Source organism: Protofrankia sp. CiP1_Cm_nod3 (assembly GCF_982290655.1).
In genome coordinates this window covers 6,138-20,226 of sequence record NZ_CEVIVD010000064.1, presented here as the reverse complement: position 1 = coordinate 20,226, position 14,089 = coordinate 6,138, and the positions used below count along the sequence as shown (strand labels likewise).

The window sequence follows — 14,089 nt, the reverse complement described above, 5'->3', positions numbered from 1 at the left end:
CGGTTGCGGGTCTGTCCGGACAGCGAAGGCAGCCGCGGTGCCTGACACACCGCACGTTGCACCGTCACCCCGACAGGCCAGCCATATGAAGAAAGCAGGGTTTCCAGCGATGAGTAAGCCGGCACGCCTGCACGGTGGGCGCATGTTCATGGCTGTTTTATCGATGATCGCCGTTTTTCTCCTGGTCGGGGCTCCCTCCTGCGCGAGGCCGGCACCGCGGCCGAGCGAGAGCGCGCCGCCGAGCAGGGGCGCGACGAACCCGGGCCAGGAGACAGGGAACAGCTGCGCACAACCCGGGTCCACGACCCGTTCGCTCCTGCCTGATCTTCCAGACGACCAGATCAGGACGGTTGCCGAGGATCCCTGTCTGAAGTTCTCGCAGCTCACCGACCGGGTGCTCGCCGCTGTTCCCGCCGGTCAGCGGTCCATCCTCCGGAACGGCACAACCCCGTTCCTGCCGGCACTCACGCAGTTCGCCAACAGGGTGATAGCGGTCAACGGCGCGGCCGAATGCGCCTACAAGACCGACCGGCTGGCCATCGGTATCTACCAGCACAAGAACTATCTCTGGTCGGTCGGTGTCGTGGCGGTCGTCCGTGGCAAGCTGCCTGCCACCGTCCTGGACGTGGGCACCTGCCTGCTGCTGGAGAAAATAGCACCAGCGCGCCCGGCTTTTCTCACCCCGAACGGGGCGACCGAGATAGAGCCGACTGTCTGTGCCGACTATGCCACGACCAGCCGTGACGGCCAGAACTACACGCTTATGTGGCTTGGCTCGTCCGACCGGATGTGCGACCAGCTCGCGAGCAGGCTCGATGGCAGCTGAGAAAGCGGACGCCGAATGACGGGGTCGCGGTGGAGGACGGCGGTTCCCTCGAGGGCGGCCCGACACCGTCGCTGATCGACCGGGCTCGTGCGCGAGGGCATCCGACGGATGATCGCCGTGGCGTTGGAAGCGGATGTCGACGCCTACCCGGCGGAGCTGGCCGACGAGCGGGGCCGGCGATCGGCGGCCCCGCCGTCCGCAACGGCTACGCCCAGCCCGGTACGCCCAGCCCAGGTCGATGGTGATCACCGCCGGCACGCGAGAGGCCCGCGCGCTCCGGGTCGATGACAGGCGCATCGGCCCGGGACGCGGCGAGCGGGCGGTTGTTACACACTTGTCCCGTACTTGTCTCGTGCTGTCGTGTCGGACGATTCCGGTGGCGGGGTTGGGTAAAGTCGGAGGGGTGACCACGTTCCGGGTGGCTGGGAAGCTGCTCGCCATCAGTGATCTGCATGTGGCGTACCCCGAGAACCGGCAGTTCCTCGAGGAACTACGGCCGGAGTCGGACGCGGACTGGCTGATCGTCGCCGGTGACGTCGGTGAGGTCGTCGCGGACGTCGAATGGGCGCTGACGCTGCTGCGTTCCCGGTTCTCCACCGTGATCTGGGTGCCTGGTAACCACGAGCTGTGGACGCCGAAAAAGGATCCGGTGCGGCTGACCGGTGAGCGGCGTTACCAGCATCTGGTGGAGATATGCCGGCGCCTGGGCGTGCTCACCCCGGAGGATCCGTATCCGGTGTGGGAGGGCGCCGGCGGCCCGGTCACGGTGGCGCCGCTGTTCCTTCTCTACGACTACACCTTCCGGCCGGCCGGTACCTCCTCCAAGGAGGAGGCGCTTGCCGTGGCGCACCGCACGGGTGTGGTCTGCGCGGACGAGTACCTGCTGGTCCCCGACCCCTACCCGAGTGTGGACGCCTGGTCGCGGGCCCGGGTCGAGCACACCCGGGAACGGCTCGCGGCATGCGACCCGCGGCTGCCGACCGTCCTGGTGAACCATTTCCCGCTGGTGCGGGATCCGACCTATGTGCTGCGCTATCCGGAGTTCGCGCAGTGGTGCGGCACGGAGCACACCGCCGACTGGCACCAGCGGTTCCGGGCCGCCGCCGTGGTCTACGGCCATCTGCACATTCCCCGGACGACGTGGTATGACGGCGTCCGGTTCGAGGAGGTTTCCATCGGCTATCCCCGGGAGTGGCGCCGCTGGAACGGCCCGCGCAACATTCCCCGGCAGATACTCCCGGAGCCGGAGCGGCATGACTGAGCCCGGAATACCAGGGACCGGGACGCTGGGGACCGGCGTGTCCGGAAGCGCCGCAGCCGGAAGAGACGTGGCTGACGTCACCTCGTCCGTCCCCGCCCCCCCGTCCGGCACCGCTACCCCGTCCGGCGGGGCCGTCGCCGGGCCCGGGGCCGAGCTGCTCGCCACGCTGCTGCATCCGGCGGTGGTCGCGGTGGAGGCGTTCACCGACGACCCGGACGCGGTGCTGTTCCCCGCGGAGGCCGCCGCGCTCGCGCGGTCCGTGGACAAGCGCCGCCGGGAGTTCACCACCGCCCGGGTGTGCGCCCACCGCGCGCTCGCCGGCCTGGGCATACCGCCGGTGCCGATCCTGCGCGGGCCCAAGGGCGAGCCGCAGTGGCCCGCCGGGGTGATCGGCAGCATCACGCACTGTGCCGGCTACCGGGCCGCGGTGGCGGCCTGGTCCGCCGACATCCTCACGGTCGGTATCGACGCCGAGCCGAACGCGGCCCTGCCGGCGGGCGTGCTCGACCAGATCGCCCTGCCCGAGGAGCGAGCCTGGCTCGACCCGCTGCTGCGCGACGGCCCCGCCGCGCGCCCGGGCAGCGTGTCGCATGGCATTCCCGCCGCGCATGGCATTCCCGCCGCGCGCTCGGGTGTGCTGCCGCCCGGCGGTCCCACCGCGGGCCCGGGGCCGCTGCCGCCCGGTGCTCCCGCCGACGATCCCGTCGTGCACTGGGACAGGCTGCTGTTCAGCATGAAGGAGTCGGTCTACAAGGCGTGGTTCCCGCTGGCGCGGCGCTGGCTGGGTTTCGAGGACGCGTCGATCACGATCGACCTGGCCGGGGGCACCTTCTCCGTCCGGCTGCTGGTGGACGGGCCGGTGCTCCCCGGCGGCGTCCCGCCAGGGAGGGGCCGGCCCGGCAACGATCTCTCCACGGACCTCTCCACGGACCTCTCCACGGATCTCTCCACGGATCCCTCCGCGGAGAGATCGGTCTCCCCGGAGCCTCAGGCCCCCGAACGGCTGACCGGTTTCACCGGCCGCTGGCTGGCCCGCAACGGCCTGGTCATCACGGCGATCACCGTGCCGGGACGCTGACCGCGGAAATCGTCTCGACCATTTCGGCCCGGGTGGGCACACCCGGGGAACGGCTCGGGCGCCAGCCCTGCGCGATCAGGCCCGTCACCCGCGGCTCCACCGCGTCCAGCGCCTCGGGTGGATCCGTCAGCTGCATGTGACGCAGCGCCGCCGTCGCGACCGTCGGGTCGACACCGGCGGCGGCGAGCAGCACGAACCGTGGCAGCGACGCCGGGCTCGGCGGGCTCATCGACGGGATGGCCGGCGTCCCGCCGTCGACGGCCGCCCGCCAGGCCGCGGCACGTGCCCGGTCGAGCTGCTGGGCGTCGTCGAACCACGACCGCAGCTCGCCGCGGACCCAGGCGTCGACCCGGTCCCGCCAGGCCGCGGGATCGCCGGGATCCTCGGCCACCGCCCGCACGAGCCGGAACGCATGCGCGACGGTCAGCGAGGAGCCCCGTCCGAAGTGCGGGTTGGTGGTGCAGACGGTGTCACCGAGCGCGTGCAGGCCGAGCGGCGCGGCCGGATCCAGCGGATGGAACGTGTTGCGCAGCCCGCTCATGACCGTGACGCCGGAGACCGGCTCGGCGAAGTTCGGGTCGGTCCAGGCCGCCCCGAGCGACATGATGCGGGCGGCCGACTCGAACACCGGCGCCCGGCGCAGCCCCGCCAGTGCCCGGTCCCCGGGCAGGTGGACGAAGGCGACGGTGAAGGTGCCGGCATCGTGGGGGAAGACGAGCAGCGCGTAGCCGTCGGCCTCCTCGACCCCGAGCACCCAGCGGTTGACCGCGGTGAACCGCTGTCCCGGCAGCAGCCGGTAGCGGCGGGACACGTAGACCTCGTTGGTCGGCTCGTCGAAGCCTTCCGCGTCCCGGGCCCCGCTGGTCAGCCGGCCACGCCGGCCGCCGGCGTCGATCACGAGATCGGCCGGGTGCGGCCCGCCCCCGGCCAGCTGCACCCCGACGACCGCTCCCCGCCGCGTTTCCACCCGCTGGACGGTCCCGGCCCGCAGCTCTATCCCGGGCTGCGTCTCGACGTCACGCCGCAGCACCCACTCCAGGGTGCTGCGGCGGCACCGCAACGAGCGCGTCCCGTCCGGCAGGGGTACCTCGACCGCGCCGGCGGCCCGCAGGGCGTCGAGTGTGCCGGGCAGGCCCGCGCGCAGCTCGGCGTGGATCCGGGCGAGGAAGGCGTGGGGCTGGTGCAGGTGCGCGACCCCGGTCCGTCGCCAGCCGCCGGCCTCGTCGAGCCGGGCGGGTCTGACCGTGGTGTCACGCTCGATCAGCGTGACCGCGTGCCCGAGGCGCGCCAGCGCGAGGGAGACCGTCATCCCCGCCATTCCGGCACCGCACACCACGACATTCAGCCGCCTGCCGCTTGCCATGCAACTCCCCGTTCTGCATGTCAGCTCATCACACTCCGCACATTTCGTCGCTGCCGCACGCCGAGGCGCGATCGGCTGTCGTCATCCGAAAACAGCACGTATGTGATCTTCAAGGGCGCCGGCAAGGACCGGCCTGCTGCGGAAGCCGATGTGCCCGTCCGGCCGGATCAGGTGGGCGCACGGCCCGGTGGTCGCGTAGACGGACCGGTAGTCACGCTCGGTGTCGCGGATGACGGGCAGGTCCAGGCCCGCAGGAGCGACGGCGTCCGGATCCAGCACGACGTAGGCGTTGATCAGCCCCGCGGCCTGCCGGCGGATCGCCGCGGCGATCTTCTCGTAGCCGCGCAGGTCCTCCTCGGTCGAGGAGGCGTCCCCGTAGAACAGCAGCGTGTGCGCGCCGCTGTGGATCAGCTCGAACAGCCGCAGCCGGTGCCCGACCCCGCGGCGGGCCAGCCCGTGCACGTCCGGCGCGCGGTCGCCGGCCGCCGGCCCGCGGTCCGGGGCGTCCCAGCCCAGCGCCTCCCCGACCAGCGGGCTGCCGCGGTAGGTCAGGGTCATCTGCATCTCGTCGAGGAACTGCGCCTTCTCGTCCTCGTTGTCCATCTCGTCGGTGAACGCGACCCGCACCGCGCGGCCCATGACCGACTCCCCGGCCGGGCGGCGCTCGGCCTCGTAGCTGTCGAGCAGGCCCGGCCCCGCGTGCCCGCCCGCCGCGAGCGCGAGCTTCCAGCCGAGGTTGTAGGCGTCCTGGATGCCGGTGTTCATGCCCTGCCCGCCCGCCGGCGGGTGCAGGTGCGCGGCGTCACCGGCGACGAACACCCGGCCGACCCGGTAGCGGTCGACGATCCCGTGGCTGATCCGGAAGATCGACGACCAGCGCAGGTTGCGCGCGGTCGTCCCGGGCGGCGCCAGCCCGTCGAGCGCGGCCTGGAACTCGGCCAGCGTTGGCGGCTCGTACTCCTTCGTGAAACCGGGCGGCACGTCCGTGCGGGCGGCCTCGGCCATGATCCGCGGCGGGGCCATGGTCGCGATGCGGTAGCGGCCCTGGCCCCGCAGCGGGACGCACACGAGCATCCCGTCCATCCTGCCGTCGGTCTCGTGCAGGAAGCGCAGCAGATAGCCTTCGGGCAGCGACCAGTCGACCTCGACGTCGGCGAGCATGAACAGCTGCGGGAACCGCCCGGCGCCGGCGTTGAACACCAGGTTCAGCTCCTTGCGGACGGTGCTGTGCGCGCCGTCGGATCCCACCAGGTACTTCGCGCGCACCGTCGTCTCGCCGTCGGCGCCCGCCAGCCGGGCGGTCACGCCGGCGGCGTCCTGGGTGAGGCCGCGCAGTTCCACGCCCCGCTCGATCGTCCCGCCGAGGGCGGCGAAACGGTTGGTGAGGACGCGTTCCGTCTCGTACTGCGGCAGCCCGAGGTGGGCGTACGGCAGCTCCGGCAGGTCCCACTCGACGCGGTGGGTCTGGTGCCCGTTGACGACGACGATCTGGCCGCTCAGCCAGATGCCGGCGTCCATCGCCTCCTGGACGATGCCCTGGTCCTCCCAGATCTCCATCGTCCGGCAGTGCACGCCGATGGCCTTGTCCGCCTGGCCCGGCGGCTCGGTGCTCCTGTCCACCAGCCGGCAGGCGACGCCGCGGCGGGCGAGTTCGACGGCGAGGGTCAGGCCGGTCGGCCCCGCGCCGACGACCAGCACGTCGGTCGCCGCCTCCGGCTCCGGCCGCCGGGCACCGGCGACCCGCGGCCGGATGGTCGCGGCCGCGGCCGTGCTCAGGGCCGCTGTCGGGCGCTGCTGCGGGGCCGCCCCCGGCCTGGGGCGGGCGTTCGCGCCGGCGGCGTCCGCGCCGATGGCCGCCTCGGGGCTCGCGCCGGCGTTGACCTCGTCCTCCGGTGGGCGGGCGACGATCGAGAAGATGCGGCGGGAGAAACCGCGGTCGAGGAAGGGGATGAGCTGCCTGGTGCGGTCGCTGTGGTTCGGGTCCCCCACCCAGGCCAGGAAGGCCTGCTCGGAGGCCCATTCCGCCAGCAGGTGGAACGTGCCGGTGCCGGGCTCGTGCAGCAGTTCCTCCCGGACCCGGCCGGCCACCCCGCGCATGGCCTCGGCGACCTCGAGGAACGCCTGCTCGAACGCGTCCTCCTCGCCTTCGGGCACGGTGGTGGTGACCAGCACCCGCACCGCCGGCCCCCGCCCGTCCAGGGTGTGCAGCACGTCGTAGGTGTTGCGTTCGGCGTCGTCGCGCAGGTCGCGCAGGGCGGCGGTGAGCTGGTCCCGGTGCGAGCTGCGCCCGAAGGCGTCCAGCGCCGAGCGGTTCTCCCAGTCGGCCACGATCACGTACTCGCCGGGCCGGTCCGGGTTGCGCATCAGGTCCTGGCGGATGTTCCCCGGCACCGTGCTGATGACCTCCGCGGCCTTCAGCCAGGCGCTTTCGAACTCCTGCTCACGGCCGGGACGGGCACGCATGCGCAGCAGCGTGCGCACCGTGTCGGTGGCGGTGCCGAGCGCCGTGCGCACCACCGCCCCGACCCCGGTTCCGCCGGTCGCGTCCACGTTGGGCATCTACTTCTCCTCCTGCTGATAGCGATGTAGGACGACCGACGCGTTGAACCCGTCGAAACCACGGGCGTTGATCATCGCGGTGGTGACCGGCGCGGGGGTCACCTCGGCGACGAAGTTCAGGTCGCATCCGGGCGCGGGCGTGCGGACGCCCGCCGGCGGCAGCAGGTCGTGCCGCATGGCCAGCAGGGCGGTGGCCGCGTCCAGGGCCGCCCCGCCCTGGTAGATCCGCCCCACCAGCGGCTTCTGCGTGGTCACCGCCGGTGATGCCGAGCCGAACGCGGCCCGCAGCGCGGCGGACTCGTCACGGTCGGCGGCGGGCAGCCCGAGCGCGTCGGGGAAGACCACGTCGACGTCCTCGGGACGCCGGCCCGCCCGGTGCAGCGCCGTGGTCATCGCCCGGGCGTACTGCTCCACGTCGAAGCCGCCGCGACGCCGGGACGGGCGGCCGTCGAACGTGGCCGCCGCCCCGGCGATCTCCCCGTAGATCACCGGGGCGCCGCGGGCCAGGGCGTGGCCGAGGTCCTCCACGACGAAGACGGCACCCCCCTCCCCGGGGACGTAACCGTCCGCGTCGACGTCGAACGGGCAGTAGGCGCGGGCCGGGTCGGTGCGGGACGTCATGGCATGGTTGTGCTGCTGGCAGGTCAGCGCGTACGGGGACAGCGGTGCCTCGGTCCCGCCGGCGAGCACCACCGGGGTCCCGCGGCGGACCAGCCGCGCCGCGTGGGCGAAGCTGTCCAGGCCGCCGGCGCTCTCCGACACCAGGACCACCGATGGCCCCTTCATGCCGTGCCGGATCGACAGCTGCCCCACCGTGGCCGCGTAGAACCAGGCGATCGACTGGTAGGCGCCGACCGTGCGGGACGAGGAGCTCCACAGGTGCTGCAGCTCGCGCTGGCCGAACGCGTTGCCCCCCGAGGCGCTGGCGAGCGCGACGGACATGTCGTACGGGTCGAGGGCCTCCGGGTCGATCCCCGCGTCCGCCAGGGCCTGGCCGGCGGCGCAGAAGGCCAGGTGCGTCCACCGGTCCGTCTGCACGACGAACCGGCTCGGCATGTGCTCGGCCGCCCCGAAGCCCTCGACCTCACCGGCCAGGGTGGTGTCGTAGCGTGACGGGTCGAACTGGGTGATGCGCCCGATCCGGGTCTCCCCGGACAGCACGGTCTTCCAGTACGTGTCCACGCCGATCCCGCTCGCGCAGACGATCCCGATCCCGGTGATCACAGCGCGCGGCGTCACCGTCCGGCCCCCGCTTTCCTCTTCCCAGCGCCCTCCGCGGCCGGCAGGCCGTTGGGAGCCCGGAAGACCATGGCCGACTGGAAGCCCCCGAAACCGCTGCCGACCGACAGCGCGACGTCGACCTTGTGCTCACGCGCCGTGTTCGGCGTGTAGTCGAGATCGCACTCCGGGTCACGGTTGGCCCAGTTCGCCGTCGGCGGGACCACCCCGTGCTCGATGGCCAGCGCGCAGGCCGCCATCTCGATCGCGCCGATCGCGCCGAGCGAATGGCCGACCATGGACTTGATCGAGCTGACCGGCACCTGATAGGCGTGCTCGCCCAGCGCCCGTTTGAAGGCCGCCGTCTCGTGCCGGTCGTTCTGCTTGGTCCCCGAGCCGTGGGCGTTGATGTAGGAGACGGTGGTCGGCGCCAGCCGGCCCTGCGCCAGCGCGTCGGAGATGGCCCGGGCCATCTCCACCCCGTCGGGACGCAGCCCCGTCATGTGGAAGGCGTTGCTGCGGGTGGCGAAACCGGCGACCTCGCAGTAGACGTGCGCGCCGCGGCGGCGGGCGTGCTCCCACTCCTCCAGGACGAGGACCGCGCCGCCCTCGCCCAGGATGAAGCCCTTGCGGTCCCGGTCGAAGGGCCGGGAGGCGTGCTCGGGATCGGAGTCGTCCGGCGACGTCGCCTTGATCGCGTCGAAGGAGGCGAGCGTGACCGGGGAGATCGGGGAGTCCGACGCACCCGCGATCATCACGTCCGCCTCCCCGTCGGCGACGAGCTGGTAGCCGTAGCCGATGGCGTCGATCCCGGACGTGCAGCCGGTGGAGACGACCTGCGCCGGGCCGTGGGTGCCGAACTGGCAGCCGACGTCGGCCGCCAGGCTGCTCGGCATCAGCGCCTGGTACAGGAACGGCGACGCGTAGTCGGGATCGACCAGCCACTGCTGGCCGCTGTCGCTGGCCACGACGTACTCGGTCTCCAGCGCCGTGGTGCCCCCGACCGCCGTGCCCATCGTCACGCCGGTGGCGTCCGCGGTCGGTTCGTCGAGGACGAGCCCGCTGTCCGCGACGGCCTCGGCGGCGGCGGCCATGGCAAACTGGATGTAACGGTCGGAGCGCCGCACCTGACGGGGGGTGAGCCCGGCGGCGGCCGGGTCGAAGTCGCACTCGGCGGCGACCCGGGACCGGAACGGCGACGCGTCGAAGAGGGTGATGCGCCGGGTGGCCGTCCGCCCCGCCGTCACGGTGGACCAGAACGCCTCCCGCGTCACCCCGCCCGGCGCGACCACGCCCACCCCGGTCACCACCACGCGGCGGTGGCCGCTCACGCCGAGGCCACCGGATCACCGTCGGCGCGCTCGGTGCCCACCTGGCCGGTACTCACCTGGCCGGGGAGCAGCGGCTCGGGACGCGCCTGGCCGGCGGTCACGGTCACGGCCTGCCGGGCGCCCCCGCCCCCCCGGGTCTCCCCCGCGCTCCCGGCCTCTTCGGCCTGCCCGGCCTGCCCGGTGCCCTCGGCCTCCGCCGTGCCCTCGGCCTGCTCGGTGTCCACGTGCCCGAGTTCGGGACGGGGGGCGAGGGGTCCGAGGTGGAAGACCACCGACGCCGGCTCGGCCCCGGTGTTGCGCAGCCGGTGGCGCGCCCCGACCGGGATGTAGAGCCCCTCGCCGGCCGCGACGGCCACCGGTACGTCGTCGCAGTCGACGACGATGCCCCCAGTGGCTACGTACAGAAACTCCTCACTATACGGATGGTAGTGTTCGGCGATCTTCTCGCCGGGCAGCAGGGTGGCCACGCCCATGAAGCCCGAGGTGCTACCGACCGTGCGTGGACCGAGCAGCACCCGTAGCTCTCCCCCGCGCCGCCGGTCCGGCGGAACATCACGGACGGCCACATGTCGACAGCAGGATGCGACAGCCATCTCCGGTACTTCCTCTCACTCGTCATGCGCCCGTTCTCACCGGCTTATGCGCCCGCGTCGCGAGCCCCACCGGCCGCGCCGGCCACACCGGCACCGGCCCCGCCGGCCGCCAGCTTCTCGACCTTGTCCCGGATGACCTCCATCTGGATCACCGAGTTGGTGTTGATCCGGACGGTCATCGCCTCGTCGTCGACCGGCGCGTCCGGGCGCATGGCGAAGTCCTGCACCCATGTCATCCGGACGCCGCCGTCGGCCTCCTCGTACGACCAGTAGATGTTCATGTACTGGAACGGGCCGGGCTCGACCCGGTGCGCGCGCACCTCACGCAGGCCGCGGTCGACCGTCCGCTGGCTGACCCACGACCAGATCTGGCCGTTCTCGTCCGGATGCATAGTCAGCCGGAAACGGACGGTGTCCCCCTCGCGTTCGAGAACGTCCACCGAGGCGTACTCCGTGAACAGGTCGGGCCAGTTCTCCAGATCGTTCGTCGCGTCCCAGACGACATCGAACGGGGCGGCGATGAACACCGACTTCTGTGTGTGTCCCGGCATCTCCTACGAGACCTCCCTGAAATTGTCCCGGCATTTTTCCCATCGGCTTCCGCGCACGGGGCGTCACCCACGTGCCTTCGTTCGCGGTCCTTTTTCACGGGCCTGCGCCCGTGACGCCGCCCTCAGCGGCCCTCGTTCGCGACGGCGGCGATTTCCCCCACGGTCATCGTGACGGCCTCGTCGGGAACCTCCACACCGAACCTCTCGACCAGCACCGCCTGTAGCTCGAGGACGGCCAGCGAGTCGATCTGCAGCTCCGTGAGCGAAAGCGACTCGTTTCCGGCGAAAACGTCCGGATCTACGCCGGCCCGCTCGACGAGAATTTCGCGGATCGTGGCTGATGTCACGACGGACCGGGTTTCCCCAGTAGCTTCGACACTCATTTCCGCACCTTTCCGGAATCCGTTACCAGGCGGTCGACCAGGCTGGTCGAATACCGCCCCTTGCGGAACTCGGTGTCGGCCAGCACACGTTTGATGAAAGGAATCGTGGTACGTACGCCGGGCCCGTCGACGTCGAACTCGCCAAGCGCGCGCTCGGCCCGGCTGAGCGCCTCGGCCCGGCTGGGCGCCCAGACCGACACCTTGGCCAGCAGCGAGTCGTAGTACGGGCTGACCCGGTAGCCGGGGAAGCCGTGGGTGTCCACCCGGACGAACGGGCCGGCCGGCGGGGTGAAGCGGTCCAGCCGGCCGGCGGCCGGGGTGAACCCGCGGTCCGGATCCTCGGTGTTGACCCGGCACTCGACGGCGACCCCGCGCAGGACGACGTCCTCCTGCCGCAGCCGCAGCGGTGTGCCGGCCGCGACATGAAGCTGCTCGTGGACGAGATCGCAGCCCGTCACCATCTCGGTGACCGGATGCTCCACCTGGATACGGCTGTTGATCTCGATGAAATAGTGGTTCTGGTCCTCGTCCACCAGGAACTCGACCGTGCCCAGGCCGGTGAAGCCGACCGACAGCGCCCCACGCACCGCGTCCCGGCACATCTCGGCCACCCGGTCGGGATCGAGCTCGGGCGCGGGCGCCTCCTCCACCAGCTTCTGGTGGCGGCGCTGCACCGAGCAGTCCCGGGTGCCCAGGTGGATGCCCGCGCCGTGCGCGTCGCAGAGAATCTGCACCTCGACGTGACGGGCCCGCTCGAGAAAGCGCTCCACGTAGATCCGGTCGTCGCCGAAGACCGCCCGCGCCGCCGCCCGGGTGTCGGCGAACGCGGTCGCGAGCTGCGCGGCCGAGCGCACGACCGTCATGCCACGGCCACCGCCACCGGCCGCCGCCTTGATGATGACCGGATAGCCGATGGCATCGGCGATGTCGCGCGCGTCGGCGACGCTGCGCGCGACATCGGCGCTGCCGGTCAGCAGCGGCAGGCCCGCCCGGCGCATCAGGACCCGGGCCACGCTCTTGTCCCCCAGCGAGGCCATCACCGCCGGCGGCGAGCCGATGAACACCAGGCCGGCGTCGGCGCATATCTCCGCGAAGTCGGGATCCTCGGAAAGGAACCCGTAGCCGGGATGGACGGCGTCCGCCTCCGTCATTCTCGCGGCCTCGATAATGGCCGCCGCGTTGGCGTAGCTGCGCCGCGACGGCGGCGGCCCGATACACACCGCTTCGTCGGTATGGCGATGGACAAGCGAGTCCCGGTCCGCCGTCGAATAGACGCTGACGGTCCGGATACCGAGCTCACGGCATGCCCTGGCCACCCGTAGCGCGATCTCGCCGCGGTTCGCGATGAGAACTTTCTGGAACAAATCTTCACCCCCCGCGTGAAATGAGAATCCCGCTACGGCGCTATTTCGACGAGAACCTGGTCGAACTCGACCGCCTCCCCGTTCCCGACGCAGATCCGGGCCACCGTCCCGCCGATGTCGGCGGTGACCGGGTTCAGCAGCTTCATCGCCTCGATGATGCCGATCGTCGCGCCCGCGTCGATGACGTTCCCCACCGCGACAAAGGGCTCCGCCCCCGGTTCGGGCGCGTGGTAGAAAGTCCCGACGATCGGGGCCGTGACAACAGCCACGTCGGCGTCCACGGTGTTCTCACCGGCGCTGTTCTCACCGGCGCTGTTCGCGGTGGCGCCGTTCACGGCGGCCCCGGCTGCCGTGGCGCCGTTCACCGCGGCGCCGTTCGCGAGAGCACCGTTGACGCCGGCGCTGTTGGCGAGGGCGCCGTTTCTCACGGCCGGCTCTCCGGCGGACGGTGCCGGGACGAGCACGCCGATGCCTGCCGCCCCCGACCACTCGACCTCGATGGCGACATCCCCGGAGCAGAGGCGGATGCGGCCGAGCTGGCCGGGCAGCTCCCCGGCCAGCCGGGTCGCGTGCTCGTGCAGCCGGCTCAGGACGTGCTGGCGCTGGTCGCTGGTGCTGGCCGGTCTCATACGGCCTTCTCCTCGTGTCGTTCGCGCGGCTGCGGCGGCGCGATGTCGGTGGGGGTGACCACGGCCGCCTGGCCGAAGCGGCGGAAGCGCGAACGCCGGGCCCGGATCAGGTGGGCCGCCGGCAGTGACAGCAGCGGGCGCAGGGCCTCGAGCACCGCCTGACGCAGCAGGTTGCCGGCGGCGAGGTGATCCGTCTGGGAGCCGCCGAGCGGCTCGGGCACCACGGCGTCGACGATGCCCAGCCGCAGCAGCCACGGGGCGTTCAGGCCAAGCGCGCGGGCGGCCTCGGCCGCGGCCCGCGTGTCGTTCCAGAGGATCGACGAGCACGCCTCGGGGCTGATCACGGAGAACACGCCGTTCTCCGCGACCAGGACACGGTCGGCGACGGCCAGCGCCAGCGCGCCGCCGCTGCCGCCCTCACCGGTGATCACCGCGACGACCGGTGTGGACAGCGCGGACATCCGCTGGATGGCATGTGCGATCGCGGACGCCTGCCCCCGCTCCTCGGCCTCCCGGCCGGGGTAGGCGCCGGGGGTGTCGATCAGCGTCACCACCGGCAGGCCGAGCCGTGCCGCCAGCGACATCACCCGCATGGCCTTGCGGTAGCCCTCGGGCTGGGGCATGCCGAAGTTGTGCGCGACGAGCTCCGGGGTCGAGTGCCCCTTCTCGGTCCCGACCACGGCCACGGCAAGCCCGTCGATCTCCGCGATGCCCGCCACGACGGCGCTGCAGTCCCCGTACAGCCGGTCACCGCGCAGTTCGATGAAGGAGTCGAACGACCGGGCGAGGTAGTCCCGGACGGTGGGCCGGGCGCTGTCCCGGGCGAGCCGGACGGTCTCCCACGGGTCCCGCTGGACCAGCCGCTGCGGGTCGGTGATGAGCACGCCGGAGCCGGCCGGCCCGTCCACCGGCAGGTCATTCGGCAGGTCATTC

General features: G+C 72.1%; 13 protein-coding genes. 3 read left to right on the top strand and 10 right to left on the bottom strand.

Annotated elements, in window-relative coordinates:
* The first annotated feature begins 109 nt into the window (after positions 1-109).
* The 3 genes from AC5LUJ_RS13930 (at position 110) to AC5LUJ_RS13920 (ending at position 3,165) form a co-directional block, all read left to right on the top strand.
* The gene (locus tag AC5LUJ_RS13930) at positions 110-826 is read left to right on the top strand and encodes a hypothetical protein (RefSeq protein WP_250285794.1); all 717 of its coding nucleotides are present in this window, start codon (positions 110-112) and stop codon (positions 824-826) included.
* 403 nt (positions 827-1,229) lie between these two features.
* Positions 1,230-2,087: a metallophosphoesterase family protein gene (locus AC5LUJ_RS13925; protein WP_250291624.1), complete on the top strand. Its 858-nt coding sequence runs from the start codon at positions 1,230-1,232 to the stop codon at positions 2,085-2,087.
* 154 nt (positions 2,088-2,241) lie between these two features.
* Positions 2,242-3,165, top strand: a complete 924-nt coding sequence (locus AC5LUJ_RS13920; RefSeq protein WP_250285798.1) for a 4'-phosphopantetheinyl transferase family protein — start codon at positions 2,242-2,244, stop codon at positions 3,163-3,165.
* On the opposite strand, the gene AC5LUJ_RS13915 is transcribed toward AC5LUJ_RS13920, so the two are convergent.
* The 10 genes from AC5LUJ_RS13915 to accA all read right to left on the bottom strand — a co-directional run.
* On the bottom strand, positions 3,146-4,528 hold the full coding sequence (locus tag AC5LUJ_RS13915; RefSeq protein ID WP_445548420.1) for an NAD(P)/FAD-dependent oxidoreductase: 1,383 nt from the start codon (positions 4,526-4,528) through the stop codon (positions 3,146-3,148). The genes AC5LUJ_RS13920 and AC5LUJ_RS13915 overlap by 20 nt on opposite strands.
* 81 nt (positions 4,529-4,609) lie before the next feature.
* The gene (locus tag AC5LUJ_RS13910; protein ID WP_493465059.1) at positions 4,610-7,087 is read right to left on the bottom strand and encodes an FAD-dependent monooxygenase; all 2,478 of its coding nucleotides are present in this window, start codon (positions 7,085-7,087) and stop codon (positions 4,610-4,612) included.
* Positions 7,088-8,311: a beta-ketoacyl synthase N-terminal-like domain-containing protein gene (locus AC5LUJ_RS13905; RefSeq protein ID WP_493465058.1), complete on the bottom strand. Its 1,224-nt coding sequence runs from the start codon at positions 8,309-8,311 to the stop codon at positions 7,088-7,090. It lies immediately after the preceding gene.
* A gap of 11 nt (positions 8,312-8,322) precedes the next feature.
* Positions 8,323-9,636, bottom strand: coding sequence for a beta-ketoacyl-[acyl-carrier-protein] synthase family protein (locus AC5LUJ_RS13900; protein ID WP_493465057.1), 1,314 nt, complete (start codon positions 9,634-9,636; stop codon positions 8,323-8,325).
* Positions 9,633-10,151, bottom strand: coding sequence for a cupin domain-containing protein (locus AC5LUJ_RS13895; protein ID WP_493465056.1), 519 nt, complete (start codon positions 10,149-10,151; stop codon positions 9,633-9,635). The genes AC5LUJ_RS13900 and AC5LUJ_RS13895 overlap by 4 nt, the downstream gene beginning before the upstream one ends.
* 122 nt (positions 10,152-10,273) lie before the next feature.
* Positions 10,274-10,780, bottom strand: coding sequence for an SRPBCC family protein (locus tag AC5LUJ_RS13890; protein WP_250285763.1), 507 nt, complete (start codon positions 10,778-10,780; stop codon positions 10,274-10,276).
* Positions 10,781-10,902: 122 nt separating this feature from the next.
* Positions 10,903-11,163 carry an acyl carrier protein gene (locus tag AC5LUJ_RS13885; RefSeq protein ID WP_250291636.1) on the bottom strand — a complete coding sequence of 87 codons (261 nt, stop codon included), beginning with the start codon at positions 11,161-11,163 and terminating at the stop codon, positions 10,903-10,905.
* On the bottom strand, positions 11,160-12,527 hold the full coding sequence (locus AC5LUJ_RS13880) for an acetyl-CoA carboxylase biotin carboxylase subunit (protein ID WP_250285761.1): 1,368 nt from the start codon (positions 12,525-12,527) through the stop codon (positions 11,160-11,162). The genes AC5LUJ_RS13885 and AC5LUJ_RS13880 overlap by 4 nt, the downstream gene beginning before the upstream one ends.
* A gap of 32 nt (positions 12,528-12,559) precedes the next feature.
* On the bottom strand, positions 12,560-13,156 hold the full coding sequence (locus AC5LUJ_RS13875; RefSeq protein WP_250285760.1) for an acetyl-CoA carboxylase biotin carboxyl carrier protein: 597 nt from the start codon (positions 13,154-13,156) through the stop codon (positions 12,560-12,562).
* Positions 13,153-14,089 (bottom strand): carboxyltransferase subunit alpha (gene accA, locus AC5LUJ_RS13870; protein WP_493465055.1); only part of this gene is annotated, 937 nt, incomplete at its 5' end. The genes AC5LUJ_RS13875 and accA, both read right to left, overlap by 4 nt.

Coding starts and splice junctions, on each gene's coding strand:
- AC5LUJ_RS13930 (WP_250285794.1), top strand. CDS start 110: ATGAGTAAGCCGGCACGCCTGCACGGTGGGCGCATGTTCATGGCTGTT.
- AC5LUJ_RS13915 (WP_445548420.1), bottom strand. CDS start 4,528: ATGGCAAGCGGCAGGCGGCTGAATGTCGTGGTGTGCGGTGCCGGAATG.
- AC5LUJ_RS13910 (WP_493465059.1), bottom strand. CDS start 7,087: ATGCCCAACGTGGACGCGACCGGCGGAACCGGGGTCGGGGCGGTGGTG.
- AC5LUJ_RS13890 (WP_250285763.1), bottom strand. CDS start 10,780: ATGCCGGGACACACACAGAAGTCGGTGTTCATCGCCGCCCCGTTCGAT.
- AC5LUJ_RS13885 (WP_250291636.1), bottom strand. CDS start 11,163: ATGAGTGTCGAAGCTACTGGGGAAACCCGGTCCGTCGTGACATCAGCC.
- AC5LUJ_RS13875 (WP_250285760.1), bottom strand. CDS start 13,156: ATGAGACCGGCCAGCACCAGCGACCAGCGCCAGCACGTCCTGAGCCGG.